The 26,526-nt window shown below is 67.6% G+C and carries 18 protein-coding genes; 11 read left to right on the top strand and 7 right to left on the bottom strand.

The genetic code is table 11. The features are described 5' to 3' along the window. Positions 1-33: 33 nt before the first annotated feature. The 5 genes from ASC77_RS07390 to ASC77_RS07410 all read right to left on the bottom strand — a co-directional run bounded on the left by ASC77_RS07390 (position 34) and on the right by ASC77_RS07410 (position 5,097). Complete coding sequence (locus ASC77_RS07390) at positions 34-642, bottom strand: GNAT family N-acetyltransferase (RefSeq protein ID WP_056150610.1); 609 nt, start codon at positions 640-642, stop codon at positions 34-36. Beyond that, a complete protein-coding gene (locus tag ASC77_RS07395) occupies positions 639-1,265 on the bottom strand; it encodes a DUF2306 domain-containing protein (RefSeq protein ID WP_056150613.1) in 627 nt (208 codons plus the stop codon). Before ASC77_RS07395 ends, ASC77_RS07390 begins: the two co-directional genes overlap by 4 nt. Then, complete coding sequence (locus tag ASC77_RS07400; RefSeq protein WP_056150646.1) at positions 1,262-1,516, bottom strand: hypothetical protein; 255 nt, start codon at positions 1,514-1,516, stop codon at positions 1,262-1,264. Before ASC77_RS07400 ends, ASC77_RS07395 begins: the two co-directional genes overlap by 4 nt. A 79-nt stretch (positions 1,517-1,595) precedes the next feature. After that, complete coding sequence (locus ASC77_RS07405; RefSeq protein ID WP_056150615.1) at positions 1,596-4,367, bottom strand: LuxR C-terminal-related transcriptional regulator; 2,772 nt, start codon at positions 4,365-4,367, stop codon at positions 1,596-1,598. 88 nt (positions 4,368-4,455) lie between these two features. Beyond that, positions 4,456-5,097, bottom strand: a complete 642-nt coding sequence (locus tag ASC77_RS07410) for a helix-turn-helix domain-containing protein (protein WP_082574562.1) — start codon at positions 5,095-5,097, stop codon at positions 4,456-4,458. A 78-nt stretch (positions 5,098-5,175) separates the two neighbouring features. Here ASC77_RS07410 and ASC77_RS07415 point away from each other — a divergent pair, with 78 nt between their 5' ends. The 3 genes from ASC77_RS07415 to ASC77_RS07425 all read left to right on the top strand — a co-directional run bounded on the left by ASC77_RS07415 (position 5,176) and on the right by ASC77_RS07425 (position 9,112). Further along, the gene (locus tag ASC77_RS07415; RefSeq protein WP_056150617.1) at positions 5,176-6,207 is read left to right on the top strand and encodes an NAD(P)/FAD-dependent oxidoreductase; all 1,032 of its coding nucleotides are present in this window, start codon (positions 5,176-5,178) and stop codon (positions 6,205-6,207) included. A gap of 117 nt (positions 6,208-6,324) precedes the next feature. Further along, positions 6,325-6,612, top strand: a complete 288-nt coding sequence (locus ASC77_RS07420) for a hypothetical protein (RefSeq protein ID WP_235547534.1) — start codon at positions 6,325-6,327, stop codon at positions 6,610-6,612. Positions 6,613-6,922: 310 nt separating this feature from the next. Then, positions 6,923-9,112 (top strand): MMPL family transporter, encoded by a 2,190-nt coding sequence (locus tag ASC77_RS07425; RefSeq protein WP_082574563.1) that lies wholly within the window; start codon positions 6,923-6,925, stop codon positions 9,110-9,112. 518 nt (positions 9,113-9,630) lie between these two features. Here the strand turns inward: ASC77_RS07425 and ASC77_RS07430 are convergent. Further along, a complete protein-coding gene (locus ASC77_RS07430; RefSeq protein WP_056150619.1) occupies positions 9,631-10,650 on the bottom strand; it encodes an NADPH:quinone reductase in 1,020 nt (339 codons plus the stop codon). A 233-nt stretch (positions 10,651-10,883) separates the two neighbouring features. On the opposite strand from ASC77_RS07430, the gene ASC77_RS07435 reads away from it, so the two are divergent. Continuing rightward, positions 10,884-13,103, top strand: a complete 2,220-nt coding sequence (locus tag ASC77_RS07435) for a helix-turn-helix transcriptional regulator (RefSeq protein WP_200952351.1) — start codon at positions 10,884-10,886, stop codon at positions 13,101-13,103. A 12-nt stretch (positions 13,104-13,115) separates the two neighbouring features. Here ASC77_RS07435 and ASC77_RS07440 read toward each other — a convergent pair whose 3' ends face one another. Further along, positions 13,116-13,358 carry a hypothetical protein gene (locus tag ASC77_RS07440; protein ID WP_056150623.1) on the bottom strand — a complete coding sequence of 81 codons (243 nt, stop codon included), beginning with the start codon at positions 13,356-13,358 and terminating at the stop codon, positions 13,116-13,118. A 136-nt stretch (positions 13,359-13,494) separates the two neighbouring features. Between ASC77_RS07440 and ASC77_RS07445 the strand changes: the two genes are divergently transcribed. The 7 genes from ASC77_RS07445 to ASC77_RS07475 all read left to right on the top strand — a co-directional run bounded on the left by ASC77_RS07445 (position 13,495) and on the right by ASC77_RS07475 (position 24,775). Then, positions 13,495-14,715, top strand: coding sequence for an Acg family FMN-binding oxidoreductase (locus ASC77_RS07445; RefSeq protein WP_200944932.1), 1,221 nt, complete (start codon positions 13,495-13,497; stop codon positions 14,713-14,715). After that, a complete protein-coding gene (locus tag ASC77_RS07450) occupies positions 14,712-15,461 on the top strand; it encodes a hypothetical protein (RefSeq protein WP_056150627.1) in 750 nt (249 codons plus the stop codon). Before ASC77_RS07445 ends, ASC77_RS07450 begins: the two co-directional genes overlap by 4 nt. Positions 15,462-15,514: 53 nt before the next feature. Then, positions 15,515-17,053, top strand: a complete 1,539-nt coding sequence (locus ASC77_RS07455; RefSeq protein ID WP_200944933.1) for an MFS transporter — start codon at positions 15,515-15,517, stop codon at positions 17,051-17,053. Further along, positions 17,050-17,763 (top strand): DJ-1/PfpI family protein, encoded by a 714-nt coding sequence (locus tag ASC77_RS07460; RefSeq protein ID WP_056150632.1) that lies wholly within the window; start codon positions 17,050-17,052, stop codon positions 17,761-17,763. Before ASC77_RS07455 ends, ASC77_RS07460 begins: the two co-directional genes overlap by 4 nt. A gap of 140 nt (positions 17,764-17,903) precedes the next feature. Beyond that, entirely contained in the window at positions 17,904-18,815 is a 912-nt protein-coding gene (locus tag ASC77_RS07465; RefSeq protein WP_056150633.1) for a PhzF family phenazine biosynthesis protein, read from the top strand. Positions 18,816-20,319: 1,504 nt separating this feature from the next. Continuing rightward, entirely contained in the window at positions 20,320-21,513 is a 1,194-nt protein-coding gene (locus tag ASC77_RS07470) for a calcium-binding protein (protein WP_162249806.1), read from the top strand. A 283-nt stretch (positions 21,514-21,796) separates the two neighbouring features. Next, positions 21,797-24,775 carry a TrlF family AAA-like ATPase gene (locus ASC77_RS07475; protein WP_056150638.1) on the top strand — a complete coding sequence of 993 codons (2,979 nt, stop codon included), beginning with the start codon at positions 21,797-21,799 and terminating at the stop codon, positions 24,773-24,775. Positions 24,776-26,526 lie beyond the last annotated feature (1,751 nt).

Genomic DNA, 26,526 nt, shown 5'->3' on the forward strand with positions numbered 1-26,526 from the left:
GCCAAGCGCGAGTCGGGCAACCGGGTCAGCGGGTCATGGCTTCCACTCGTTGGCGAGGAGCGCGTAGCCGACGGTATCGAGCCAGACGCCGGAGCGGTGGAGGGACTCGGCGATGGCGTGGGTCTCGCGGCGCATCCCGACTCGTTCCATCAGTCGCCAGGACGCGTCGTTGTCGAGGAAGCAGTTCGCGACGACGCGGCGTACGCCGAGGTCGTCGAAGCAGTAGCGGAGGAGAGCTCGGACGGCTTCGGTGGCGTATCCGCGGCCGGCGTAGGCGGGGTCGAGGACCCAGCCGAGCTCTGCTTGGGTGCCCTTGGCTTGGTCGGTCATCTCGAGCTGTGCCCAGGCGTCTTCGCGGCGGAGCATGAAGTCACCGATGACCGACGCGGCGTGGTCGTGACCGAGCTGGATGATGACGGTGGAGGCGAGACGCTCCGGGTCGTTGAACAGATCGCGGTAACCGTCGAGGTCGGGTGGGCAGCCGGTGAGCCACTCGTTGACGGACTCCAGCTGCCGAAACGTCCAGGTGGTGTCGGTATCGCTGGTTGTCGCGGACCGAAGCGTGAGTCGTTCGGTGCGCACGACGTGCTTCAGGACGGGCGAAGGTGTCGCGGCTTCGGGGCGGCGGGTGTCGGTGCTCATGCGAGTACTCCTGACGGACGGAGGGTGGGACGGCGGATGACCCATTCGGCGACGGCGAGGTTGATGGCCCAGCCAGCTGCTTTGGCGAGGTCACCGGCGACCTCGCCTGTGCCGAACGCGGCACCGCCAAGGCCTTCGGTGAAGACCTGCGTGCCGGCGCCAAGACCGAGGGCGTAAGCGCGAATCATCCAGGCACGGTGAGAGGTGATGTCACGGCTGCGGGCGGCTCGGACGCCCAGCACGAGCGCGGCGACCATGCTCGTGCCTACGACGAGCCGGAACACGAACAGAAGGTTCCCGGTGCCGGGCTGGGGCGGGTAGAACAGCGTGAGCCACAGCGCCGACCCGGCGACCAGCAGCCCAGCGGCAGCCAGGACGCGTCCGGCTCGCCGGTGCCAGGTCATGTGGCGCCGCCGAAACCGTGGAACGAACTGGAGCACACCCACCAGGGCGTAGACGGCTGCGCCGACGATGTGCGCGACGAGGGCGACCGGGAATCCGGAGAACCGGTCGTCGGCCGGCATCAGGTCGGGTCCGCCGGCGAGCTGAACCAGGCGCAGCGTTCCGGCGGTGAGCGGGACGGCGCTGAGAGCGACGAGCCCGACCGGCACGAGGCGGCTCACGGGTCCACCCCAATGCCGAGGGTCGACCCTTCGGTGGGGTCGACCGGCGTGACGGAGATGAGCGGGAGCCCGAGGTCGCGAAGTCGGGTCAGGAGGCCGTGAAGGGCTGCCTGGTCGGCGACGTCACCGCGCAGGAGAGTGACGCCATCGGGCTCAGCGGAGATGGTCATGTCGTCGAACCAGACCGCCCAGCGCTCGTGGAGGCGCCCTTGGAGGCGGATCTCGTACCGGCTGGGGTTGTGCGTGTTCATGTCAAGCACGTTAGGAACGGGCAGGGTGAGCGGTCTTCACATCATGTGGTGACCGGGGTGGTGATATTCCAGCGGCGGCTCAGGTGCGGGCAGAGCGCGTGAGCAGGCCAAGCTGGTGGGCCCGGCTGATGGCGGCGCGGCGGTTGTTCACGCCGAGCTTCGTGTAGATGTGCTTGGTGTGGGTCCGCACGGTGTTCAGGGAGACCACGAGCTCGCGGGCGATGGCGGGGCCATCGAGATCGGAACCGAGCAGTCGTAGGACGTCGAGCTCGCGGTCGCTGAGCGGGTCGAGCAGCGTCTCCGGCGCCTGCGGTCGCCCCGTCGGCTGCGGCGTGGGCTCCTCCTGGCGGGTACGCCCGGCAACCAGCCGTCGCAAGAACTCCGACGAGGGTCGCTGCTCGAGGAGGGCTTGGAGGGCGCCGGTGAGGCCGTGCGCGTCGAGAAGGAACCGTGGCCAGCCGTCCAGCTCGGCGAGCTCAACCGCGTGAGCAAGCGACACCTCGGCCTTCTCGTGGTCGCCGACGGCCCGGTAGCCGATGGCTCGGAGGACCTCGACCTCGAGGACGGTTCCGTTGCGTTGGCCCGCCACCGCGGCGTCCAAGAGCCTGTCCAACAAGCTGTTGGACTTCTCGAGCATCGCGGGGTCACTGGTCGCGCGGTGCTCGGCGAGCAGAAGCCGGGCCAGCGTGAGGTGCTCGTACTCGCGCAGGTAGCTCAGGTCGTCGTCGGCGCCGACCTGGTGCTCGCGTGCCCAGGCCCGGGCGCCGTCGAGATCTCCGGATGCGACGAGGAGACGGGCCCGTGTGGCATGGATGGGGTGAACCGGGGGCGAGAAGTCGCCGACGTAGACCCGTTGAGCGTCGTCGAGGAGCTCGAGTGCGGTCGACCAGTCACGCTCGGCGGCACGCAGGCGAGCCATCCCGACGCGCCACCGGTACGGGTTCTGCGGGAGCCCGGCCGGCTCCCCGAGGTCGTCCGCGCGTCGAAGGAGGTCGGTGACGGCGGACAGGTCGTCGCGGTGCCAGGCGATACGGCTAAGGGCGACGAGCATGTCGGCGGTTCCGCGCATGACAGCCGTGCCGCCAGCCTCGTGTTGTTCGGCGAGGGCCAGTGCGCGTTCCAGCGTGGTCTCGGCGTCGCGGAGGCGACCGAGCGCGAGCTCCATGTCTGCGATGGTCAGCGAACAGCCGAGGACGTCGGCGATGTGCCCGGCGCGGGTGAGACCGTTGGCAGCGGCGGTGTAGGCGCGGTGGGCGGCGACGACGTCGCCGGTGGTCCAGAACGCGAGGCCCATCAGCCCGGACGCGGCCGCGATGGTGAGGTGGTCGCCGTCGATCGCCAGGGCGAGCGCCTCCTCGGCGCTCGCGACGGTTCCCGCAGGGTCGCCCCCGACTAACGCCAGCCCGGCTCGGTACACCCTGAGGGCAGCGGGAAGACGCTCGAGCTCGACGTGGTCGACGACCACCAGGCCGGACGCTGGCCTATTGAGAAGCTGCTCGGCGTCGTGGACGCGCTCCTCGACGGTGGCGAAGTCGTTGCTGGCCATCAGGGCACCGATGAGCCCGACAGCGAGCACAGGGCGCTGATGGAGCAGGTCGGCGGGTAGTTGAGTGACCCACGCGACGATGTCGTGTTCGCGTCGGTCGCGTCGCAGGTCCGGGAGGGCCAGTTCGACGAGGTCGGCCGCGGTCGCGGTGTCGCCGGCGGCGAGGGCGTGGCGGATGGCGTCCTCGGTGTGCCCGTTCGCGGCGTACCAGCGGCTGGCCCGGGCGTGGAGAGCGGGAACGTCGTCGGGTCGTTCCTGGAGTAGGTGTGCGTGGAGAACGTCGGCGAACAGGTGGTGGTAGCGGTACCAGCGGCGGTGGTCGTCGAGGGGGACGACGAACAAGTTCTGCCGCTCCAGCAGGTCGAGCATCGCTCGGCCACCCGGCCCGCTCTGGTTGTCGGGGGTGGGGCTGACGGCGTCGCACAAGGCGCCGGTGAGTCGTTCGAGGACGGAGGTGTCGAGCAGGAAGCGGCGCACGTCGTCGGGTTGCCGGCCTAGGACTTCCTCGGCGAGGTAGTCGACGACGAACCGGTCGTCGCCGGCGAACCCGGCGATGAACGCGGACGCGTCAGGGCGGTCGCGCAGCGAGAGCACCGCCAGCTGCAGGGCCGCCGCCCAGCCCTCGGTACGCGCTTCAAGGGCGGCGACGTCGTCGGTAGTCAGGCCGAGGCCGTGGAGGTCGTTGAGGTACGCCGCGGCCTCCTCGCTGGTGAATCGGAGGTCGGCCGCACGAACCTCAACGAGTTCGCCGCGCACCCGCAGTCGCGCCAGTGGGAGGGCCGGGTCTGCTCTGGTGCTGATGACCAGCCGCAGCTGCCCCGGCAGGTGCTCGACGAGGAACGTCATCGCTTTGGCGATGTCGGGACCGTCGGCGAGGTGGTAGTCGTCGAGTACCAGCGTGACTTCGCCCGGGTGCACGCTCAGCTCGTTCACGACGCTCGCGAGCGCCGCTTCGATGGGTGCCTGTCCGCTCTGGATGAGCGCGAGCGCTGCCGCGGCCGAGCCCGGGGCGGCACGGTCGATGGCGTGGAGGACGTACGTCCAGAAGGACCCCGGTTGCCGGTCACGGTCAGTGAGGGACACCCATGCGGCCGTCCGTGCATCGCCCGCCTCGACCGGCGCAGCGAGCCAGCTCGCGACCCGTGCACTGAGCAGGGTGGTCTTGCCGAACCCGGCTGGTGCTGAGACGACCGTGACCGGGGCGTCCAGGGTCCGGTCGAGGAGGTCGTGGAGGCGTGGGCGCGCGACGGTATCGCGGCGCACCCTGGGCAGAAGCAGCTTCGTCTCTACCAGCGTGTCGGCCATCGGCGCCTCCTCCCCGTGCGTCGAACACGACTCGACTCATCGAGCGTAGGGCAGCCCGACGGTCCAGCACCGGTCCTCAACTGCAGCCTCATTCGGGTTGCTCGTGAAGGTGTATCCGTTCGCCAGGTCGGCCGAAGATGCTCAGCACCTCGGCCGGCTCGTCGCCGGTGGACCCGAACCAGTGCGGCACCTGGGTGTCGAACTCGGCTGCTTCGCCGATGCCGAGGACGAGGTCCTGGTCGCCGAGCACGAGCCGCATCTGTCCCGACAGGACGTACAGCCACTCGAAGCCGTCGTGGGTGCGTGGGTTCGGCTCGGACTGGGTCCTAGGGATGACGATCTTCCACGCCTGGATGCCACCCGGCCGGGTCAGTGGGAGCACGGTGCGGCCGTTGACGCGACGAGGCTTGAGCCGGATACGGGGGTCGCCGACCTCCGGTGCGCCGACGAGGTCGTCTATGGGGACCCGGTAGGTCTGCGCGAGCGGAAGCAGCAGCTCCAGGCTCGGTCGTCGCTGCCCGTTCTCGAGCCGCGACAGGGTGCTCTTCGAGATGCCCGTGCGCTCCGATGCCTCGGTGAGCGTGAGTCCCCGCTCCTCGCGCACGCGTCGCAGCCGCGGGCCGACCCGGTCCAGCGCGGCCGCGATGACGCCCCCTGCGTTTGCCGGGTCCCGCTGGTCGGCGGACTCGGACTCGGTCGCGGTCTGCAATCTCGGCTTGGGCGTTGGCATGGCCCCATGGAACGCCTGATTCCCAGAATCGGCAACAAACGTTGTTGAAACCGGAACCCGGGGAGCACTCTTGCAGACATGAACGAGCACGAGACCAACACCGGCCCTTCCGCGACCGCGAGCAATGCCGGCGCTGCCGAGTACGACGTCGCCGTCATCGGAGGCGGCGCCGCCGGACTCTCCGCGGCCCTGGTCCTCACCCGTGCTCGGCGCCGCGTCGCCGTCGTCGACGCCGGCCAGCCCCGCAACGCTCCCGCCGCCCACATGCAGGGGTTCCTCGGATCCGACGGACTCCCGCCGGTCGAGCTGCTGGCCGCCGGCCGCGAGGAGGTCGCCGGATACGACGGCCACCTCGTCTCGGGGACCGCCGCAGCCATCACTGTGTGCGAGCAGACCAGCGTCCGCGAACGCCAGGCGTTCATCGTCACCCTCGAGGACGGCCACCAGCTGCGCACCCGCCGCGTCCTTGTCACCACTGGTCTCCGCGACGAGATCCCGGACGTACCCGGCGTGCGCGAGCGGTGGGGACGCGACCTCCTCCACTGCCCGTACTGCCACGGCTACGAGGTCCGCGACCAACCCCTCGGTGTGCTCGCCGACGCCGACGGCGACAACAAGACCCTCGAGCAGGCGCTCGCCCACACGCACCTGGTGCGGCAGTGGTCCGACGACATCGTGTTCTTCGCCAACGGGCAGGCCGTCAGCGCCGCGGCCCGCGAACAGCTCGTCGCCCGCGCCGTCGGCTTCGTGCCCGAGAAGGTCACCCGACTCGTCATCGAGGACGACCGCCTCAGCGGGGTCGAGTTCGCCGGCGGACACGTCGTCCCGCGTTCAGCGGTGTTCGTCCGACCCCGGTTCGTCCCCAACGACACGCTGCTCGCCGACCTCGGCTGCGCCACCAACCCCGCTGGCTGGGTCACGGTCGACACCACCGGACGCACCAGCGTCCCAGGCGTATGGGCGGCCGGAAACGCCGTGAACCCGCGAGCCCAGGTCATCACCGCCGCCGGCGAAGGGTCAGCGGCCGCCATCGCCATCAACAACGACCTCGTCGACGAGGACCTCCCCATCGCGGTCACCAACTTCCGCCACGGCCTCCCCGTCAGCTGACCCCAGGTCAATCCGCCACCCCACCACCCCAGAACGCGCCGCCACCGGCCGCACACGACCAGGACCAGCGCCCCCTGCTGGCCCGGCGTACAACCACGACTCCGAAGGAGCATCGCCATGTCCAACCACGCCCCCAATCAGGCCACGAACCCAGCTGGCTCGGCCCGACCGATTCCGGTCGTCGGACCGCCCTCGAAGCACCAGCTCGCCCTCATGATCTGGATTGCGGTTTTCCCGACCCTCACGGTGCTGAACCTGACCATCGGCCCGTCGCTGAAGGACACGAACCCGGTCCTGCGGACCTTCGTCCTCGCGACCATCGCGGTCCCCATCGTCATCTACGGCCTGATGCCCCGCCTTCACAAGGCCCGCGGCCGGCTCCTCGCCCGCCGCGCCGGCGCCTGAGCCGCAGCTGGCCAGCGCGTGGCCAGCGCCTGGCTCAGTCGCCCCATTCGCGTCGGGGCGGGCCGTCGTCCCCGTGCGCGCCCGTCCCGACGTCGGGGCGACTCACTGGTCCGGCATCCGGCGCCCCCGGTTCTCCATCTCGGGACCGGGGACGTCCCACGTGCGCAACCTCGCCCAGGCACGGTCCGCGGGCCGGTGACAGATCACCACCCGGGTCACCACGTGTGGTGACGACCGCTCACCACATCGGTTCCTAGGTTCACAGCCCAACAGAGCACCACCGTCCGCACCGCACCTGGAAGGCACGACCATGAACCGATTCACCCGCGCCGTGGCGATGGCCAGCGCGCGACACCCCTGGCGCACCATCACCGGCTGGGTCCTCGCCGTGGTCGCCCTCTTCGCGCTCGCCGCCGCTGCCGGCGGCACCTTCGCCGACGACTTCTCCGCCAAGGGCAGCCAAAGCGACCGCGCTCTGACCCTGCTCAACGACAACTTCCCCGATGCCGCCAAGGGCACCGCCCTCGTCGTGTTCCAGGCCCCCGAAGGCACCACCCTCACCGAGGACCAGACCGCCGTCACCACCGTCCTCGACCAGGTCAACGACCTCGAGCACGTCGCGTCCCTGACCGACCCGTTCCAGGCCGGCACGGTGTCGGAGGACGGCACCATCGGCTACGCGCAGGTGACCCTCGACGTACCCGAGCGGCAGATGGGGAAGCCCGCGTTCACCACACTCTCGAACGGCGTCGCCGCGCTCGACAGCTCCGACCTGCGAGTCGAGCTCGGCGGCGACGCGGTGTTCCTGAACGCCGAGGACTCCAGCTCCGGCCACGTCGGCATCGGGCTCCTCGTCGCCCTCCTCGTCCTGCTGGTCGTGTTCGGCACTTTCGTCGCCGCCGTGCTGCCCATCGGCCTGTCCCTGGTCGCAGTCGGCGCCGGCATCGGCGGCATCACGCTCATGGCCAGCGTCATGAACGTCTCCGTCTCCGCCATCCCCGTCGCCGGCCTCGTCGGACTCGGTGTCGGCGTCGACTACGCCCTGTTCGTCGTCGCCCGCTACCGCGAGAACCGCAACGCCGGCTACGACAACCAGGCAGCCCTCGCCGCCGCGATGGGGACCTCCGGTGCGGCCGTCGTGTTCGCCGGCGGCACCGTCGTCATCGCCACCTCCGCACTCGCCATCACCGGCGTCGGCGTCCTGACCTCTATCGGCCTCGCGACCGCACTCATGGTCTTCTCCTCAGTCGTAGCCGCCACCACCCTGCTTCCCGCGCTGCTGAGCCTGCTCGGCGACCGCATCGACAAGGGCCGCATCGGCCGCCGCGGCACCGCGAAGGCCGCCGAGGAAACCGCGTGGTGGCGCTTCGGGCACCGCGTGTCCGCCCGCCCGTGGCCCTATCTGCTCGGCTCCGTCGCGGTCCTGTGCGCAATCGCCGCCCCGGCACTGTCTATGCAGACCGCGTTTCCCGCCGCTGGTGACGCCCCGGAAGAGACCACCCACCGACAGGCCTACGACCTGCTCACCGACGGGTTCGGCGAAGGCATCAACGCACCCCTGCTGGTCGTCGTCGACCTCGCAGCCACTGGCGTCGATGCTGCCGGCGTGAAGGCCGTAGCCGACGACATCGCTGCGGTGCCCGGCATCGTCGCGGTCAGCGACCCGCAGACCTCCGAGGACGGCGACACCGTCGTGTTCACCGCCATCCCGACCACCGGCCCGGCCGACCCGGACACCTCGACCACCATCGACCGAGTCCGCGACGCCATCCCCGGCAACGTCTACATCTCCGGCATCACCGCAGTCACCGACGACCTCAACGCCCAGCTCTCCGCGAAGCTCCCGCTGTTCATCGGCGCCGTCATCGCCGTGTCGTTCCTGCTGCTGATGCTCGTGTTCCAGTCCATCGCCGTCCCGGCCAAGGCGGCAGTGATGAACTTGCTGTCCATCGGTGCCGCCTACGGCGTCATGGTCGCGGTGTTCCAGTGGGGCTGGGGGGCCGAGCTCCTCGGCCTCGACGGACCGACCCCCATCACGTCCATCATCGTCGTCATCATGTTCCCGATCCTGTTCGGGCTGTCGATGGACTACGAGGTGTTCCTGCTCTCACGCATCCGCGAGGAGTACGACCGCATCGGCGACAACACCGAGGCCGTCGCCCGTGGTCTGGCTGGCACTGGGCGGGTGGTCACCTCGGCAGCCCTCATCATGGTCGCGGTCTTCTCGAGCTTCATCTTCAGCCCAGTCCCGTCTCTGAAGATGCTTGGCCTCGGACTCGCCGTAGCGATTCTCCTCGACGCAACAGTCGTCCGAATGATGCTCGTTCCCGCGACCATGGCACTCCTGGGGAAGGCGAACTGGTGGCTCCCAGTCTGGCTGAACCGGGTTCTGCCGAACCTGGTCGTTGAGGCCAGCGACGAGCCGGCTTCGACTGACGTCCGCGTCGCGGGGCCTTCACCCGCGGACGAGCCCAACGCGAGCGAGTTCGCCGGACGCTGACGACGAAACGAACGAACGGCCGGCCTCCGGAGTTGGATACGCCGGAGGCCGGTTGGGTTCCGTTTCTGCTACTGCATGCGCAGCTGCCTGGCGATGTGGGTGACGACCGGATCTCGGCAGATCCGGTTGTTTAAACACCCCTACAGGCGGCGAAATGATGCGCCGGTCGCGGCACATCCGCATGCAGGCCGGGCTCAATCAGCGCTGGCATCCAGCAAACTGATCAGGCGCGCAGGACAGCAGCCGGTGGGTAGCGCGTACTTGGAGAGGATGGGTGCTGTGTCCGATGAGCGCTGGTTCATAAGGAGCCGACGCCCTGATCCGGCAAGGCTTGGGACTCCCGGCGATGTGACGACCAATGCTCGGCGCCCTCCTTGCGCGCACCCTGCGCGTCGGTGATGTCCTGGTGGCCAGAGCGCCCCTCAACCGTGGACGCCATGTGCAAGGGGCCAGACACCGAAGCGGCCGGTGCACGGAAATTCTCGATGCACCTGCTCGGTCCTCGGCTAGTTGGCTCCTCAGGTGAGTGGTGGCACGTCAATGAGGACCTTTCCAGTAAAGCCCGACTGCACGAGGTCATGAGCTGCGCCGGTCTGGTTGAGTGGGAAGCGCGTCAGCGGCAGGCCGGCGTCCTCGCCGACTTCGAGGACGCCCGCGTCTGCGGCCCGAGCGACGGACTGCACGGCAGCGGTCTTCTGGCTGGTGGTTGTTGTGTAAGTGAGTACGAACTGCGTTCGTACGTTCTTGAGCATGGCCGCTCGGATGGGGAACGGCACGAGGTCGGGACCGTCGGATGCGTAGATCGCGATAGTTCCGTTAGGCGCGACGACTGCGATGTCGAGGGCAAGGTTGCTGCTGGGATTCACCTCGACGATGAGGTCGACACCGAGTGGCGCGACCGACCTGACCGCTGTTGCGACGTCGACCTGCGAGTAATCGATGACCCGGTGGGCGCCGGCGGCTGCCGCGAGCTGCGCCTTCCTAGGCGAGCTGACCGTGCTGATGACGGCTGCACCCGCCCAGCTAGCGAGCTGGATCGCCGCGTGGCCCACGGCCCCGGCCCCACCTGCCACGAGTACGTTGCGCCCTTTGAGGGCGCTCTCGCTGAGCTGCTCGGGGGTGTCGAGGCCCGCGGTGAGGCAGCGGTGCGCGGTGAGCGCCGGAATACCCAGGGACGCTCCGACGTCGAAGGACACGGCGTCCGCCATGGGCACAGCGTGTGCAGCGGGCACGACGACGAGCTCCTGTGCGGTGCCGCTCGGGCGATCGAACGCGACGTCCCACAACCAGACCCGATCGCCACGCATTGGTCGTTCGACACCGGGTCCGACCGCTTTGACCGTCCCGGCACCGTCATGGTGAGGGACCTGAGGGATGGTCAGCTCCCCGGGACCTCGACGAGCCTTCCAGTCCGTCGGGTTGACGCCGGAGACGGCGACCTCGACGAGGACCTCGCCCGGGCCGGGCCTGGGCTGGGGACGGTGGACCACGGAGAGAACCTCTGTGCCGCCGGTCCTTTCGTAGATGACCGCTCTCATGGCGCCGCTCGTTCCGGCATGGGCGGCATGGGCGGCAGACTCATACGGCCGCCGACGTTGCAGGTTGCCCGGGGAGAGTTTCGTCGATGTCATGTGCTCGAGAGTGATTCCGACCCGGGTGTCGGCACAGCACCCTTGAGGCAGTGCCACCCGGGGTGCCAGACTCGATGCGCTCCGGAGCGAGAGGTAGGGGTGCCATGGCCCTGGGCTCGCGTCCGACACCGTTGCTGTCGGTGAAGCAGCTCATTCCGCCGGTACATCCGGGGATGATTGCGCGCTCGAGGTTGGAGGACCGGCTTCGCGATGCGACGACGAAGCTGACCGTCGTCGTGGCACCGGCGGGATGGGGCAAGACCAGTCTGTTGAGCCGGTGGGCGTCAGCCGACGACAGCGGCGCGCGAGTCGCATGGCTGTCGCTCGACGAGAGTGATGACGAGCCCATCCGCTTCTGGAACTACATACTCACGGCTCTCTCACAGGTCAGCGACGAAGTCGGCCCGGCCGCCAACGACCTGTTACTGGCATCGAGCGACGGGCCAATGGCACACGCGCTGCCTGTCCTGCTCAACGAGCTCGCTGCGTCGTCGACGAAGCACATCCTGGTGCTCGACGACTTCCAGGTCATCTCCGATCGGGACGTCCACGAGAGCTTCGAGTTCCTCCTCGCCTATTTGCCCCCGACGCTGCGAGTCGTGATCGGGAGTCGCGCGGACCCGCCGCTCCCGCTGGCCCGGATGCGGGTGCGAGGCGAGCTCACCGAGCTGCGTGCCGACGACTTGCGGCTGAACCTCGACGAGTCGGCTGCGATGGTCACCGCGGTCTCGGAGTCGGCCATCGACGTCGCCACCGCTACTGCGGTGTGGGAGCGCACCGAGGGCTGGGCAGCCGGCCTCAGGCTCGCGGGCCTCGCGTTGCGCGGCGGGCCCGACCATGGGCTCGTGGTGGGCGACCAACGGCATCTGTTCGACTACTTCGAGCAGGAGGTGTTGCCGGCTCTGGAGCCCGCACAGCGCGATCTGCTGGTCAGGGCGGCCCCGTTGGAGTTCCTCTCAGGTTCGCTCTGCGACGCGGCGCTCGCCGTCGAGGGGTCCGCGGCAGTGTTGGCGGAGCTGGAATCGGCCGAGCTGTTTGTCGTGGCGCTCGACGGTGGGCACGAGTGGTACAGGTGTCATCACCTGCTGCGTGACGCGCTACTCCGGGCCGGCCTGCCGCAGTCGCGCCAGGACGAGCGGGACGTGCTGCGGAGAGCGGCGAGCTGGTTCGAGGCGCACGACCGGGTCGACGACGCAGTTCGACATCTGTTGCGTGCGGGGGATAGTGACAGGGCGTCCGATCTGCTGACGCCCCGGTTGCCGTGGTTCCTGGAGCGTGGTTGGGGGAGTGCCTACCTCGAACTCGGCGAACGGCTGCCGGAGGCCGCCGTCGGTCCTCATCTGGCCCTGACTCTCGCGTATGCGGCCGACGTCAGCGGGCACGTCGAGCGGGTGGCTGCATGGTTGGACGTGTGCGAGCAGCAGCTTCAGCCGGACACCGTCGTCAGCGAGCGCTGGCGTGATGCTCGCGCCGGAGTCCTGGCGCTACGGGGTGTTCTGGGCACTCCGGCGTCGGAGGCGGCCCGCACGGTTGAACTCTGCGAGCGCGCGGTGGCTATGGAGTCTGCCGCCGGCAACGACCAAAACCCGGAAGCACTCGCTGCGCTGGGTCGCGCCTACGTGCTCGACGGTCGCTTCGCGGATGCGGCCGGGCTCCTGGCGGAGTCGTGGCGTCGGCGAGAGGAGTTCGGTTGGTCGGTCGAGCGTGCCCTCCAGGTCGCGAGCCAGCTGAGCCTGGCGTTGCTGGCGCTCGCGCGCGACGAAGAGCTCGACAGCCTCCTCCAGGAGGCGGGTGCCGTCGTGGACGCGGCAGAACGCGACTGGGGGACTGCCCCGACAGCGCAGGTCGCGACGCTCGTGCGGCTCGTCCAGGGGCGCCGCTCGTACCAGCGCGGTGACCTGGACCGGGCGGTGACAGAGCTGGCAACCGGCCTGACGCTGGCTGGGCTGTCATCCCGCCCGACGTACATCGTCCTCGGCCTCATCTTCCACGCCGACGTGGACCTGGCGACCGGACATCGTCGCGATGCGCAAGAGACCTTGGTGCGCGCTCGCGAGACCGCTGAGAACGACCCGATCGCACCTTTTGTGCGCGGCTGGCTGGAGGAGGCAGAGTCGCGGGTCGGCCGAGTAGCGGTCCGTGCCGCGGCCGATCAGGGCGCCCTGTTCGAAGAGATCACCGACCGTGAGATGTCGATCCTGCGGATGTTGCCCGGCACGGCAACGCAACGCGAGATCGGCGCCGCGCTGTTCTTGTCGATCAACACCATCAAGGCCTACAACAAGAGCCTGTATCGCAAGCTCGATGTCGGGAGCCGCGCGGAGGCCGTCCAAACGGCACGCCGGTTGGGACTCATCTGAGCGTGCGCCGACTCACGACCCGTCGCGCCGCACCGAGCGGACACTGTGTCCGGTGTCCCACAGGAGGGTCAGCAGAGCTCGCTCGCCGGCCTGGTCGATGTCGGCGACCAGCACGATGGTGTCCGCGTCTGGCAGGCACACCGTGGTGACCCGGTCGTAACGCTCCTCAAGCAACGAGATCACCGATGCCGCCACCGGACCGAACACGGTGATCTGGAGCGGAGTCGGCTTTCGGCCGGTCGGGTCGGTGTTCACACCACCTAGCGTGGTGCCTCTACGTGGCGCACGCACCACCCGGCTCTCAGGTCCACCCCGGGTAGCCGGGGCACCCCGGGTGATCTGCGGGTGCGGGTGGTGCGCGGGCACCCTGGACGTCGCGAGTGTCTGATGCATGACAACGACCCGAGTCCCGCAACCGGCTCCGGTGCTGACCACAGCAGCCGACGCGCCGCGAGTGTCGCGCCGTGGGCTCATGCGGGGCGTGGGGCTGGGCGGGGCGACGGTCCTGGTAGCCGGTACTGGAGCGCTCAGCTACCGCGTTTACGACACCGCCGCCTTGAACCCGGGTGCCGGCCCGGCGTTCGACCCGTGGGGCCAGTGGCGCACCATGCCCGGCCCGCTCGGCGCGATCGCCTGTGCCGTGCTCGCCGCAAGCCCCCACAACACGCAGCCGTGGGCATTTGCACTCGGCACCGACCGTATCGACGTGTTGGTCGATGAAGAGCGAGGCACCGGGGCGGTCGACCCGCTGCGCCGTGAGCAGTACGTCGGCCTGGGTTGCGCGGTGGAGAACCTCGTGCTCGGCGCGGACGCTCGTGGCCTGTCGCCGCGGTTGACCTGGCTCCCGGACGGCGACGACTCGAGCCGGGTCGCCAGCGTCGCCCTGGGCGCAGGTGAGCCGACGTCTGGTGAGCTGTACGACGCCATCGGAGACAGGCACACGAACCGCGGCCCGTACACGTCGCGTCCGATCTCGCCTGGGACGCTGGCCGAACTCGGAGACACCTCGGGACTCGACGGCATCTCGGTGCACTGGGTGGTCGACCCGCAGCCCAAGGCAGTGCTGTCGGAGATGTTGATCGATGCGGCCGAGGCGTTGACCCGCGACGAGCAGCAGTCGCGGGACGGATTCGTCTGGTTCCGGAGCAGCAACGACGACATCCAGCGGCACCGTGACGGGCTGGTCCTTGACGGGCAGGGCCTCAGCCCGCTGGTCCTCGGCATCGCGAAGCTGCTGCCGGCATCCTCACGCGCTGACGGTGACGACTTCTGGGTCACGCAGACACGGACCGTGCACACGGCCACTGCCACCGCGTACGGCGTAGTCACCACGGCAACGCCGGACGATCGTCGCAGCCAGCTCGACGCGGGTCGCCTACTGCAACGGATCCACCTCGCGGCCACCAGCCGTGGGATCGCCCTGCAGCACATGAACCAGATCACCGAGCGGATTGATCGCGAGACGACCACGGGTGCGCCGCAGACCTTCGCGCCGAGGTTCGCTGAGCTCCTGCCCGACGGGCGACGGCCTCTTCTGACGTTCCGTATCGGGTACCCCGTCCGCGCGGCCCGAGAGACCCCGCGGCGCTCCGCCGCGTCGGTGACATCGTGAGCGCCGGTCGGCTCAGCGCCCGGCTCGGGGTGGCGGGCGCCGCACTGGGAATGACTGCCGGAACCGCGCAGGTGGTCATCGGTCCTCGAATTCCCGCGTGGACCGGGGACAAGCTCGCCAACGGCCCTCTCGGACTCCTCACGGTCGCCCTATCGGCCCTCGCAGGCCTGGCCGCGCTCCGGCAACGAGACCCGAACCTGTCGGTCCAGGGCCGAACGGCCTGCGCACTGGCGATGATCGGCCCCGGACTCCTCTGCCTCACCACCGTCGGCCGCCTCTGGTACCTCCCGGCCGCGCTGCTGCTCCCTGCCGGCCTGCTGACCGTGCACAGCTGGCGAGGTGCCGCAGCAGCCCTGGGGCGCGACTGTAACAGGGGGCTGCTCACTGCCTTGGGTGCCTCCGAGATGATGATGGTCGCCAACGGACCTGGCCGACTCATGTTGGTCGGCGGCCTCGGTGGCGCCGCGCTCCTCGTAGCCACGTGGTGGCGCAGTGCCCCACGCCGGTGGACCGCCGCGCTCGTGGTCTTGGGCACCGTCCCGTTCGCCGTCATGGCCTGGACCGTCGTACTGCCGGTCCTCCTCGCCGCGCTGAGCTGGTCGCTGGTGATCCCCGTGGCGCGGCAGAGCCGCCACGAGCCAACGACACGCGCCATCGATGCCGTTGATGCCGACGACTCCGACCCGACGACCCGGCCCTCGAGGCCGTCCACATCCCTGCCCTACGCCCAAGGAGAAGTCCGGTGAAGACCAGAGCCCATTCAGAGATCGAGACGTCAACGAGAGGGGTCCTGCCGGTCGTGCTGGCCGCCCTCGCCCTCGTGGTCTCGGCAGTACCCGCACTCAACGTTGCCCTTCCCGACGTCGCCCGCGACACCGGCGCGAGCTTCACCCAGGTGCAGTGGATTGTCGACGCCTACGCCCTGGTGTTCGCCGGCCTGCTGCTGCCGGCCGGTGCGCTCGGCGACCGGTACGGACGCAAACCGCTCCTGGTGGGCGGACTGGCCGCCTTCGGCATTGCTGCGATCTGCGCCTCCTTCGTCTCCGAGCCGGGCGCGCTGATCGGCCTCCGCGGCGTCATGGGTATCGGTGCCGCGATGGTGATGCCCACGACGCTCTCCATCATCACGACCACGTTCTCCGCCGGTGAACGAGGAAAGGCGGTCGGAGCCTGGGTCGGCGTCGCGGGCGCCGGCGCCATCCTCGGCCTGCTGGGCTCCGGTCTACTCCTCGAGTTCTGGAGCTGGCCCTCGGTGTTCCTCGCGAGCGGCGGCATTGTGTTGCTGATCGCGGTCGCCGCAGTCAGGTTCGTCCCGAACTCGCGCGACGACGACGCAGCGCCGGTCGACTACCGCGGCGGCCTGCTCTCGGTCATCGGTCTGGCCGGCATCGTCTACGGCGCCATCGAGGGCCCGTCGCGCGGTTGGACCGCCCCGATCACGCTCCTCGCCTTCGTCATCGGCCTTCTCGGGATCCTGCTGTGGATCTGGGCGGGCCTGAAGTCCCAGGAGCCGATGCTCGACCCGCGCTACTTCCTGCGCCGTGACTTCGCTACCGGAGTCGGCTCCATCGCGCTGCAGTTCTTCATCTTCTTCGGCTTCATCTTCGTGCTCATCCAGTACCTCCAGCTCGTCCTCGGCTACTCGCCGCTGCAGGCAGGACTGGCGATGCTCCCGATGGGGATGGCCCTCGGAGCCTTGTCGCGCCGCGTCCCGCGCCTGGTCGAGAAGGTCGGACGGCGCCGGCCTTCCGTTGCAGGGTTCGTCTCTATGGCGGCAGGCCTCGCCGTGCTCTCTCAGCTCGGCGTCGGGTCGTCGTACTGGTGGGTGCTGGCCGGCATCGTCCCTGTCGGCGTCGGAATGGCTCTCGCAGCTGCCCCCGCGACGGCCGACATCGTCGCGTCGATGCCAGCCGACAAGCAAGGCGTGGCCTCGGCAGTCAACGACGCTGCCCGCGAGGTCGGCGGGACGCTTGGGATCGCCGTGCTGGGAAGCGTCCTCAACGCCCAGTACCGCGCCGGCATCCAGGACGGCGTCCCCAGCGGGGCTCCCAGCAAGGTGGTCGCAGTCGCCCAGGACTCGCTGGGCGCCGCACTCGCGGTAGCGGACCGCCTGGGCGTGAACGGTGCCCACCTCGCTGACTTCGCCCGGGACTCGTTCCTTGACGGGCTTGCCACGGCCTTCACAGCCAGTGCGGTGCTGCTCGGGCTGGCCGCCGTCGCGCTGCTGGTCGCGATCCCCGGTCGCACACGCATCCCGGCTCCCCATGACGTTGGTTCACCACGCAACGACCAGGTGCCGACCGGCACCGAACCCAACACAGAAAGAGAACTCACATGACCATCAAGACGATCCTCTTCCTCGCCTTCCCCAACGTGGGCGAGCAGGACCTGCTCGCCCCGTGGGAGCTGCTGCGCGGCCTGTCGTACGACCTGGCCCGCGACGGCGAGGACCAGCTCGACATCACCCTCGGCAACTTCGACGGGGGCGTCGTGACCACCCACATGGGGGCTCAGCTCCAGCTGGACCGCACGCTCACCGCCGAGGACCGGTTCGACCTGCTGTACGTCCCCGGGGGGATCGGCGGCGGAGAAGCGGCGCAGGACGAGCGGGTGCTGGACCTCATCCGAGCCCACCACGCCGAAGGCCGCTGGGTCGCCGCCAACTGCTCCGGCGTCGGGGTGGTGCACCGCTCCGGGATCCTCGAGGGACTCGAGTTCCAGGCGCCGGCGGTGCTGGCCCGTCGCATCCGCGGCGAGGGTGGCACGGTCGCCGACCCGCGGCGCCTGTGGGGCGTTCTGCCCGAGGAGAAGATCTTCACCTCCGGCGGAGCGGCCACGGTGCACCCCAGCACCATCGCGCTGGTCGCGTACCTCTTCGGCGAGCAGCGCGCACGTGCCATGGCCATCACGTGGGACAGCTACGCCGTCCACGGCGAGCCGCTGTTCTCGCCGTCTGGACCGCTCGCCAACGACGACCCTGCTTCCCGCGAGGCGCTTCAGGACGGCATGGAGAAGGTCTTCCTGCCCGACGTCGTCGGCGCCGCCTGAGCGGCAGCACCGAACATGCGGCGGCGTTCCCCACGTCGACGTGGAGGGCGGATCTGGCAGACCCGGATCCGTCCTCCTCCCGGTGGCCTGCCCGCACGGCCGACAGACGCGACGACTTCCCACCGGCGAAGGAGCAGCACATGAACCCTCCCGGAGGCCAGATCCGGCGGCTCAGGGTCGACCACGTGGACGTCTTCGCAGACCGACCGATGACGGGCAACGGCCTGACAGTGGTCGCCGCCGACGGCCCCCTGACGTCCAACACGATGCTGCAGATCGCCCAGGAGCTGAGGCAGTTCGAGACGATCTTCTTGTTCGACGCCGCAGACGGCAACGTCACGGCGCGGATCTTCACCCCGGAAGAGGAGCTCCACTTCGCAGGGCATCCTGTCCTCGGAGCCGCCGCGGTCCTTCACGCCCGATCGGGTCACGAAGAAGGCTGCCGCTCCTTGACCATTCACCTCGGTGACCGTGCGCTTCGCGTTACGACAACCTGGGGAGGCCCCGGCAGTCCCATCGAAGCTGAGATGAACCAGGGCCGAGCGACGCTGCTATCGCCGATTCCGCACGAGCAGGCTGTCCGATTCGCCGCCGCTCTCGGGCTCCAACCAGGGCACCTGCGCGCGGACCTCCCCAGTCAGGTCGTCAGCACCGGACTTCCGTACCTGTTGCTCGCACTCACTGCTGACGGCGTCGCGAACAGCCACATCGCGGCACCTGACCTACCAGCAATGCTCCACAACGTGGGGGCGGACTTCATCTATGCCCTCGACCCCGACCGACCGGAAGGCCGCACCTGGGACAACCGCGGCGTCACTGAAGACATCGCCACCGGTAGCGCGGCGGGACCGGTCGCCGCGTACCTCGTGCACCACGGCCTGCGACCCATCGTTGAGCCGTTCCACGTCCACCAAGGACGCTTCGTCAGCCGCCCCAGCCTGATCAACGTCCGCCAAACCGCCGACGGGTCAGTCTGGGTAGCGGGACACGTCACACAGTTCAGTTCCGGAGCGATCGATTTGTCCGACCCAGAATCAACGGCGTCCGCTTGAGTTGGCAGGCAAGGGACGCGAAACCGTTCGTGTTGACCGGACACACCTTGACGGACAATCGCGGCGGAATGGGCTAGTCCCGCTGACACCGATTTGTGCAGCAGACCCACCCACGGATGGTCCAGAGTCAAACCAGCTCACCTCTTCTGGTCACGTGCCAGCTGTGGCATCCAGGCAAGTAGGGCGCCACCTGGCTCGCGGCGTCGGCCCACTGCCGGACGGGCAGCGAAACGTAGCCTCGAGGAAGCCCGTGTTTGAGTGAGAGTCGAACCGATGCTGGTGAGAGGCGCGTTGGCGAGGACCCGCCTTGCCGGGTGGACGAGGGGGTTGTCCTTGAACAGGTGCTCACCGGACGGTTCGAGTTGCCGTGCCCGCGAGGCCGATCAGAGGTCTCGGAGGAGGTGACCGGTGTCGGTCGGTGACCTGTCCGGTCTGGATGAGCTGGTTGCCCGTTCGCACCCAGATGGAGACTGACCGACTCGGCGGAATCCCTTTCGAGGGAACCGCACCGATCCGCGTCCGCACCCCGAAAGCCTGGGCTCCGAGGTGGGGGACTGTGATTCGGCGGGTGGTGAGCGAAGTAGTTCCGTCGAAGTTGTCGTGGGTGCCGAAGCAGCGTTTCTCGCTGCGGAGAATCCGACGAAACGCACCAGCTGCCGCAGCGGGCGTTCGGTATCGGAAGATCCGGACCTGTGGTCCCTCCCGCGCGCGGCCGCGGCGCAGTGCGTAGTCCATCAAGGCGCCGCGTTCAGGCTGAGGTCGGGCGAGCCCGCTCGAGGTGCAGTCCCGCGAGAGCGTGAACAACTGCTGGGGGCGGAAGAGCTCACGGTCGCGTACCCGTGGGAAGTACTTTCCGACCTGCGCCACGGTCGGGAAGTCAGCTGCGACCGGGCGCGCGACGGCGTTGTTGGCAGCCGCGCCCGGGGCGGGAAGCGGGGTAGTGAGCAATGCCGCACCGAGTGCGGCGGCAGCGGCAAGCAGCCTCACGGCTTCAGCATCTCAGTGATGGGTTGGCGAGCGCCAGAGCAGGCAACCTCAACGCACGCTCCTCGGCACCGAGATGTGCCGCACGATATTCGCGGCGGAATGGGGCACGCGCAGGCTGACACCTGATCGTGCAGCAGGCCGTATCTATTCGCCGCCCTAGTTCGCGCATGCCCGTGACATGGCCGAGCGCGGCACCGGCGATCTGCGGCGTGACTGGACCCCATCAGCGTCTCGGCTGCCACCGGTAGATGAGTTTGGGTCCGTCCTGTGCGGATCGGCTGCGTCTCAGGTCTGACCCGGTTCATGAACGACCGTGGAGCGCTCGTGACTAGGTGGCCCCCGGATGCGACGACTGCGGCCACCGGTCGAGGTTGAGGTCAGCAAAGGGTGATCCGTTTGTCGGTCGAAGTCCCGTCGTCGTACGCGAATGCGAGCACATAACGGGTCATCGCTGAATTGCTCGCGCGTGCAGATGCGCCGTGAGGTTGGAAGTGTCACCATCGAAGTGGGAGGGCCCATGGCCGCTCGAGCTATCGGTGTCGCGGCGTGGCTGGCTGCCTTGGTGGTCTGCGCCGGATGCGACAGCGACGCTGATACGCCCGCAGAACTGGACGCAGAGGTTTCGGCGCCAACGCCCGCGATCTCGGAGCCTCTCGCTCCCACGGGTCGGCCAGCGCCGAAAAGGGGCGAGCCTGGATACGCAGCGTCTCCCACCTGTCACGGTCGTCGCCATGCCACGATCCTCGGCACAGATGGAGATGACACGATCGTCGGCACACGCGCCGAGGACGTCATCATCACCTTCGGGGGCGACGATCGCATCAGCCACCTGCGACATGGCGACGAGGTCTGCGCCGGGGCAGGGGATGACACGGTGAGCGACGTCGGTCGTTGGGGGTGGTCCATCGACCTCGGAAGCGGCGATGACCTGCTGTCCGACGTTGAGGGCCCGGGCACGGTGATCGGCGGCACGGGGGCGGACCGGCTCACCCTCCCGCTCGACGCCATCGCGGTCGACGCCGGACCTGGGGACGACACGATACGAGTCGTAGCGAGCGGTCCGCCGCAGTTCCCTTACGACAACCCGTACAACTCACCGTGCATCAGCTTTCGCGCGGCGCCGCGCCCGGTCCACGTCCATCTGCTTCGCGGGTGGGCCCGCGGCCTGGGGCGAGACCGTCTCCTCAATGTGCATTGCCTGGAGGGCAGCCGATTCGGCGACACCGTTGTCGGTTCTCGCTACGCCGACTACATCGAGGCCGGTGGAGGCGCTGACACCGTCTGGTCACTCGGCGGGAACGACGTCGTGTACGACCGCAGCTACCCCGGCGTCGGCGACACGTTCCACCTCGGTCCCGGCGACGACTCCGCCGCCTCCGGAGGCGGAGCGGACCGGGTCTACGGTTGGCTCGGAGACGACTTCATCGAGGCAGGCGCCGGGCCCGACTATCTCGACGGCGGCGCAGGCGATGACGAGCTGCTAGCCGCATACCGATGCGACGGAGACAACTCGGGTGGCTCAGGGATGGTCGACCAGGCGCCCAACGAGGTGTTCGGCGGCCCGGGCGACGACAAACTCACCGGCGACCTCGGAAACGACCGGCTCAACGGCGGCCCTGGTCTCGACACGGCAGACGGCGGTCATGAGGATGGCCGCCTCGATTGGTTCGAATCCGTGGAGCAGACCATGGTCTGCCAGACCTCGTTCTGAGCTGCGCGCACCGATCGTCGGAGGCACGCCCGGCAGGCGGCGGAAGAACGCTGGTCGACCAAACTTGTCCCCGCGAACTTTTGGTCGGGTGGCGGAGCGGGCGGATACGTCACGGACTCAGCGCACCGCCAGTGTCGCGCAGCGAGCAAGGGATCGGCGAACGGTCTACTGACCCTGTTCACAAGTTCGTCCGTCGACACTCCGTTCGCCCAGTTCGTCGGTGCCAACTCAGGTCGACGGCTAGGCTCGCGGCGGTTATCGGGGACGAACGGGAGATCAGCGAATGGCTGACGAGTCACAGGCAGACCCGAGGGGATCGATCTGGCGACGCTGGGACCCGCACATCCATGCGCCTGGGACGGCGCTCAATAACCAGTTCGGCGCGGACGATTGGGACGAGTACCTGACTCTCATCGAGACGTCGGACCCGCGAATCGAGGCGCTCGGAGTCACTGACTACTACAGCATCGAAGACTACGAGAAAGTGGTCGGTTTCAAGGCCGACGGTCGACTCCCAGACGTCGGTTTGGTCTTCGCAAACGTTGAGATGCGGCTGCCGACAGCGACCGCGACCAATCCGGTCAACATCCATCTGCTCATTTCGCCGGAGGACCCAGATCACATTGCGGAGGCGAAGCGGTTCCTGAACACTCTGACGTTCCAGTATGGCGGCGAGACGTATGCCTGTAATCCACCGGACTTGATCCGGCTCGGCAGGAGGTCGGACCCCAAGATCGTTGAGGATCGGGCAGCGCTTAGCTCGGGGGCGAACCTCTTCAAGATTACGATGGAGAACCTCAAGAAGTCGTTTTCTGAGAGCGCCTGGGCGCAAGAGAACGTGATCGTTGCAGTCGCGGCGAGCTCGACCGACGGAACCGCTGGCCTGCGCGACACAAGTGCTTCTCTTTCTGCCGTCCGCACAGAGATCGAGCGGGTTGCTCGAGTGATCTTTGCGAGTTCGCCGAAGCAGCGGCAGTTCTGGATCGGCGACGGCGTCCACTCAGCCGAGGAGATCACTGAGAAGTACGACGGCATGAAGGTGTGTCTTCACGGAAGCGATGCCCACTCTCTCGCCGCCGTTGGCAGACCTGCGGAGAATCGTTACTGCTGGGTCAAAGGGGACGCGACGTTCGAGGCACTTCGCCAAGCCTGCTTGGAGCCCCGTGAGCGTGCGATCGTCGGCGAGACGCCACCGTCTGGAGCTTTGCCGCACCGAGTTATTGATCAAATCGCGGTTACGGACGCCCGATGGTTCAGCGGGGGCCGGATTCCACTGTCACCTGGACTCGTTGCGATCATCGGTGCGCGCGGGTCCGGAAAGACTGCCCTTGCAGACCTGATCGCCGCTGGCGCGGGGGCTGCCAGGGACGACGAGACCGACAAGACGTTTCTGCAGCGCGCCCGCAATCACATCGCGGGTGCCTCCGTCGATCTAACCTGGGCGGACGGGCGGACGACCAGCGCGGTACTTCCCCTTGCCACGGATCACAACGACGCTCCAGGCGTCCAATATCTTTCTCAGCAGTTCGTCGAGCGCCTTTGTTCATCCGAAGGAATCACTGACGAGTTGATCGCCGAGATCGAGCGCGTGATCTTTGAGGCGCATCCCTACGAGGACCGACTGGGAACCACATCATTCCGTGAGCTCCTAGACATCAGGGCCAGCCACGGGCGGAACCTGCGAGCACATGCCAACCAAGAGATCGAGAGTCTCTCAGAACAGATCGAGGATGAGCGCTCGGCCAAAGAGCAACTCCCGGCACTTACTTCGGAGCAAGAGCTACTCAGAAAACTCCTGGTCGAGGACAAGACGGCGCGCTCAGCACTAGTGGTTGTGGGCGGGGAAGGGCGGTCGAACCGACTAGAAGCGATCAATGCTGAGTTGGCTGTGCGCCAAGGATCCGTCGACGCAGCTCGCCGCCGGGAGCAGGCGCTTGTCGAACTCGAAGCGACTGCTGCGGATTTGGCTACCCGAAGGCTCCCGAACTTGGTTGCTGAGCTGGCGCGGACGCACGCCAGCGCGGGACTTTCCACGGACGACTGGAAGGCGTTCGAGGTGAAGTTTGCTGGCGATCCCGCCGAGGTCGTCGCGAAGCACCTTACTGCGGTGCAGCAGGAGATCGCCCAGCTCAGCGGGCAGCCTGTGCCCAAACCTTCTACCCCGGCGGCGGAATGGCCGGCGTTCGTCGCCGACGGCGATTCCCTTGAGAGCACTCCGCTCAGCGCGTTAAAGGCCGAGTCAGTTCGCTTGAGCCAGCTGATCGGACTGGATGGGGCAAAGCAAAAGCAACTCGCCGCACTCAACGACAGGATCACGAGAAACGAAGCTCAGCTTGCGGCAGCGACCACTTCCGCCGCCAACGCCGCCGGCGCGCAAGCCCGGATAACTTCACTGGCAGCTAACCGGAAGGCGTCGTACGCATCTTTGTTTGATGGGTTCGCATCCGAGGAGGCGGAACTGGCGAAGATGTACGCGCCACTCTCCGAGATGCTTTCGTCGCAACTGGGCGCGCTGGGCAAACTCAGCTTCAGCGTTCGGCGGGTGGTCGACGCAGCAGCGTGGGCCGCACGCGGCGAGGCCCTGATGGACCTGCGAACTGGAACAGCCTTCCGCGGGCGCGGTGAACTTCTCCGCGTCGTCACCGAAGTTCTGCTGCCTGCGTGGGAGAGCGGCGCCAGTCCCGATGTCGCCGATGCGATGGCGACCTTTCGCGCAGACCATGACCAGCACATCATCGAACAATCGAGAGTCCCGCGGTCCGACGGCGTTGCCTTCCGAACTTGGGCCAATGACGTCTCTGTGTGGCTGAATAGCACGGACCACATCTCGGTCAGCTACGGCGTCCAGTACGACGGCGTTGACATCGAGCAACTCTCGCCCGGTACTCGCGGGATCGTCCTCCTCCTGCTTTACCTCGCGGTGGATCAATCGGACGACAGGCCTCTGATCATCGATCAGCCTGAGGAAAATCTCGATCCGAAATCGATCTTCGACGAGCTGGTTGGAAGATTCGTCGAGACGCGTCGGCGGCGCCAGATCATCATCGTCACTCACAATGCAAACCTTGTCGTAAACACCGACGCAGACCAGGTCATCATCGCGAGCGCCAGCGCGCATGTCCCCGGGGGGTTGCCAGTTATGTCATACGTCACTGGCGGACTTGAAAACCGACGCGTGCGCAATGAGGTGTGCGAGATCTTGGAAGGTGGCAAGCCAGCCTTTGAGGAACGCGCCAAGCGGTTGCGAATCCGACTTGCGTAGACGCAAAACGATTGCGATGCCGCCGAGCATTGACTGTCCCGTCAAGTCACGTCGTGGCGTTCCTGTCACTTCTATGTCGCTAGGTGACAAGCCGATGGTCGGCGATCGCGCTTGGTGGAGGTGAAGAAGCCGGGTCATTCTGGGCGCAAGGGGCTAGCGTCGCCCAGACCTTTGTCTGAGGTAGCCAGCAGCAGAACGCGGGAGAAGCGCGAAGTTCAGCCTGAGACGAAAGCTGCGGCCATCACCAGGTCGGGCAGCGGAGCCGTTGATCTCGATGAGCGTCGGCCGTCGTGGACTTCCTGCGCAGCGCCCGTCATCAGTTCAGCCCCTCCGCCCGCGTAACCGCCACCTTGACCCGTGTAATAGCGCGGATACCCCACGCGCACGAGTTGCACTTGTAAGCGGTTTTCGCGGTCTGACCATCATCGCCCATCAGAGTCAACGGAACTGCGTGCATCCTCAGCTGCCACCAGTTGTGCAGCCGCCCCAGTCCGCATCGGACCCACAGGGGCCTCCTTAGGCCGATCTGTCCACAGGCCCATGTCCTGCCACGGCTGGTCTGGGCTTCCAGGCGTAGACAGGAGCGGCGCGATCCCAGGAGACACCACGTCCCGCTGAGCATCAGCAGATCACAAGTCGTGTGGACCGAGGGGTTTCCGTATTGACCGCTGTCGACAAATAGATCGGCCTCGACGGGTGTTGGAGCACCCGCCAAGGCCTAGGACCTACGTGCAATGGAGGCACGACGATCCATGGACCAATCATCCAGCAAACAACCCTTCTCGGCACGGCGCGCGCAGAGAATGCGCGGCGACCGTGCTCCTGCAATCGAGCAGAACTCCGTTGTCTGCGCCTTGGACACCTATCCTCAGGTGGTCGCCCGATCGCCACTGCGACGAGCCCAGATCGTTGCGTGCGAAACGATCGCACGAGCAGAAGCCATCAAGCTTGACCCGTCCATACCTTCATCCGCAGCTGACCTCGAGTTCGAGCGAGATCACACGGCCACTGCCGGTTCCACCCGTCTGATCAGTCGGTATCTCTCGTTGGCAAGAGAGATGGAGGTGACTGTGGTCAGTGTCCCGTGGCCCGATGAGTGCCTTCGTGGGATGTATCTGGATGACGCGGACCTGATCGCTCTGAACGCACGGTTGAGAGCCTTCCAAGTTGTGGAGACGTTGACCCACGAGCTCGTGCACGCGGCTTACCGCGATCGCTGTTCGACCGTGTGGACCGAAAGTCGGGCCGAGGTTGCTGGTGCGATGCTCTGCTTCGATCTGGCAGGGATTCGACGGCGCCGAACCGACACGTCCAGCGGAGAGACGCTGTGGTCCACCGCACGAGTGCTTGAGCGTCAGAGAGCGGCGATCAGCGAGCTCGTGTGTCAGAGGGTGGAGGGATGGTGACGGCGCGCGAGGAGTTCGCCAACGAGCTCGACCTCCAGTCGCACGAGTGAGCCCAGAAATGCGTCCATTTAGTGTCCACAAACGGTCGTGATTTCTCGGTTCCAGTCCGATACACTCGCAGGGCGGGTGAACGTCAGACCCGCTCTAAATAAGGAAGATCCGTCCCTCACCGTGCTTATCGGTAGTCGCTGAAAACGGCCCAAATCCTCCAAGGGGTCGCAGGTTCAAATCCTGTCAGCCCGACCGTGTGATGTCTCAGGACATCGCGGACACCCGGACCTACGGAAACGTAGGTTCGGGTGTTCTTCATTTGGGGGTTCGTGGCTGGTAGTCCTTGCTGGGGTC

The sequence above is a fragment of the Nocardioides sp. Root1257 genome, from assembly GCF_001425175.1.
Taxonomy (GTDB): Bacteria; Actinomycetota; Actinomycetes; order Propionibacteriales; family Nocardioidaceae; genus Nocardioides.

What these genes read in the sequence shown, in the direction of transcription:
- ASC77_RS07390 (WP_056150610.1), bottom strand. Translation starts at nt 642, where the DNA reads ATGAGCACCGACACCCGCCGCCCCGAAGCCGCGACACCTTCGCCCGTC.
- ASC77_RS07400 (WP_056150646.1), bottom strand. Translation starts at nt 1,516, where the DNA reads ATGAACACGCACAACCCCAGCCGGTACGAGATCCGCCTCCAAGGGCGC.
- ASC77_RS07405 (WP_056150615.1), bottom strand. Translation starts at nt 4,367, where the DNA reads ATGGCCGACACGCTGGTAGAGACGAAGCTGCTTCTGCCCAGGGTGCGC.
- ASC77_RS07410 (WP_082574562.1), bottom strand. Translation starts at nt 5,097, where the DNA reads ATGCCAACGCCCAAGCCGAGATTGCAGACCGCGACCGAGTCCGAGTCC.
- ASC77_RS07415 (WP_056150617.1), top strand. Translation starts at nt 5,176, where the DNA reads ATGAACGAGCACGAGACCAACACCGGCCCTTCCGCGACCGCGAGCAAT.
- ASC77_RS07420 (WP_235547534.1), top strand. Translation starts at nt 6,325, where the DNA reads ATGTCCAACCACGCCCCCAATCAGGCCACGAACCCAGCTGGCTCGGCC.
- ASC77_RS07425 (WP_082574563.1), top strand. Translation starts at nt 6,923, where the DNA reads ATGAACCGATTCACCCGCGCCGTGGCGATGGCCAGCGCGCGACACCCC.
- ASC77_RS07430 (WP_056150619.1), bottom strand. Translation starts at nt 10,650, where the DNA reads ATGAGAGCGGTCATCTACGAAAGGACCGGCGGCACAGAGGTTCTCTCC.
- ASC77_RS07445 (WP_200944932.1), top strand. Translation starts at nt 13,495, where the DNA reads ATGACAACGACCCGAGTCCCGCAACCGGCTCCGGTGCTGACCACAGCA.
- ASC77_RS07460 (WP_056150632.1), top strand. Translation starts at nt 17,050, where the DNA reads ATGACCATCAAGACGATCCTCTTCCTCGCCTTCCCCAACGTGGGCGAG.
- ASC77_RS07465 (WP_056150633.1), top strand. Translation starts at nt 17,904, where the DNA reads ATGAACCCTCCCGGAGGCCAGATCCGGCGGCTCAGGGTCGACCACGTG.
- ASC77_RS07470 (WP_162249806.1), top strand. Translation starts at nt 20,320, where the DNA reads ATGGCCGCTCGAGCTATCGGTGTCGCGGCGTGGCTGGCTGCCTTGGTG.
- ASC77_RS07475 (WP_056150638.1), top strand. Translation starts at nt 21,797, where the DNA reads ATGGCTGACGAGTCACAGGCAGACCCGAGGGGATCGATCTGGCGACGC.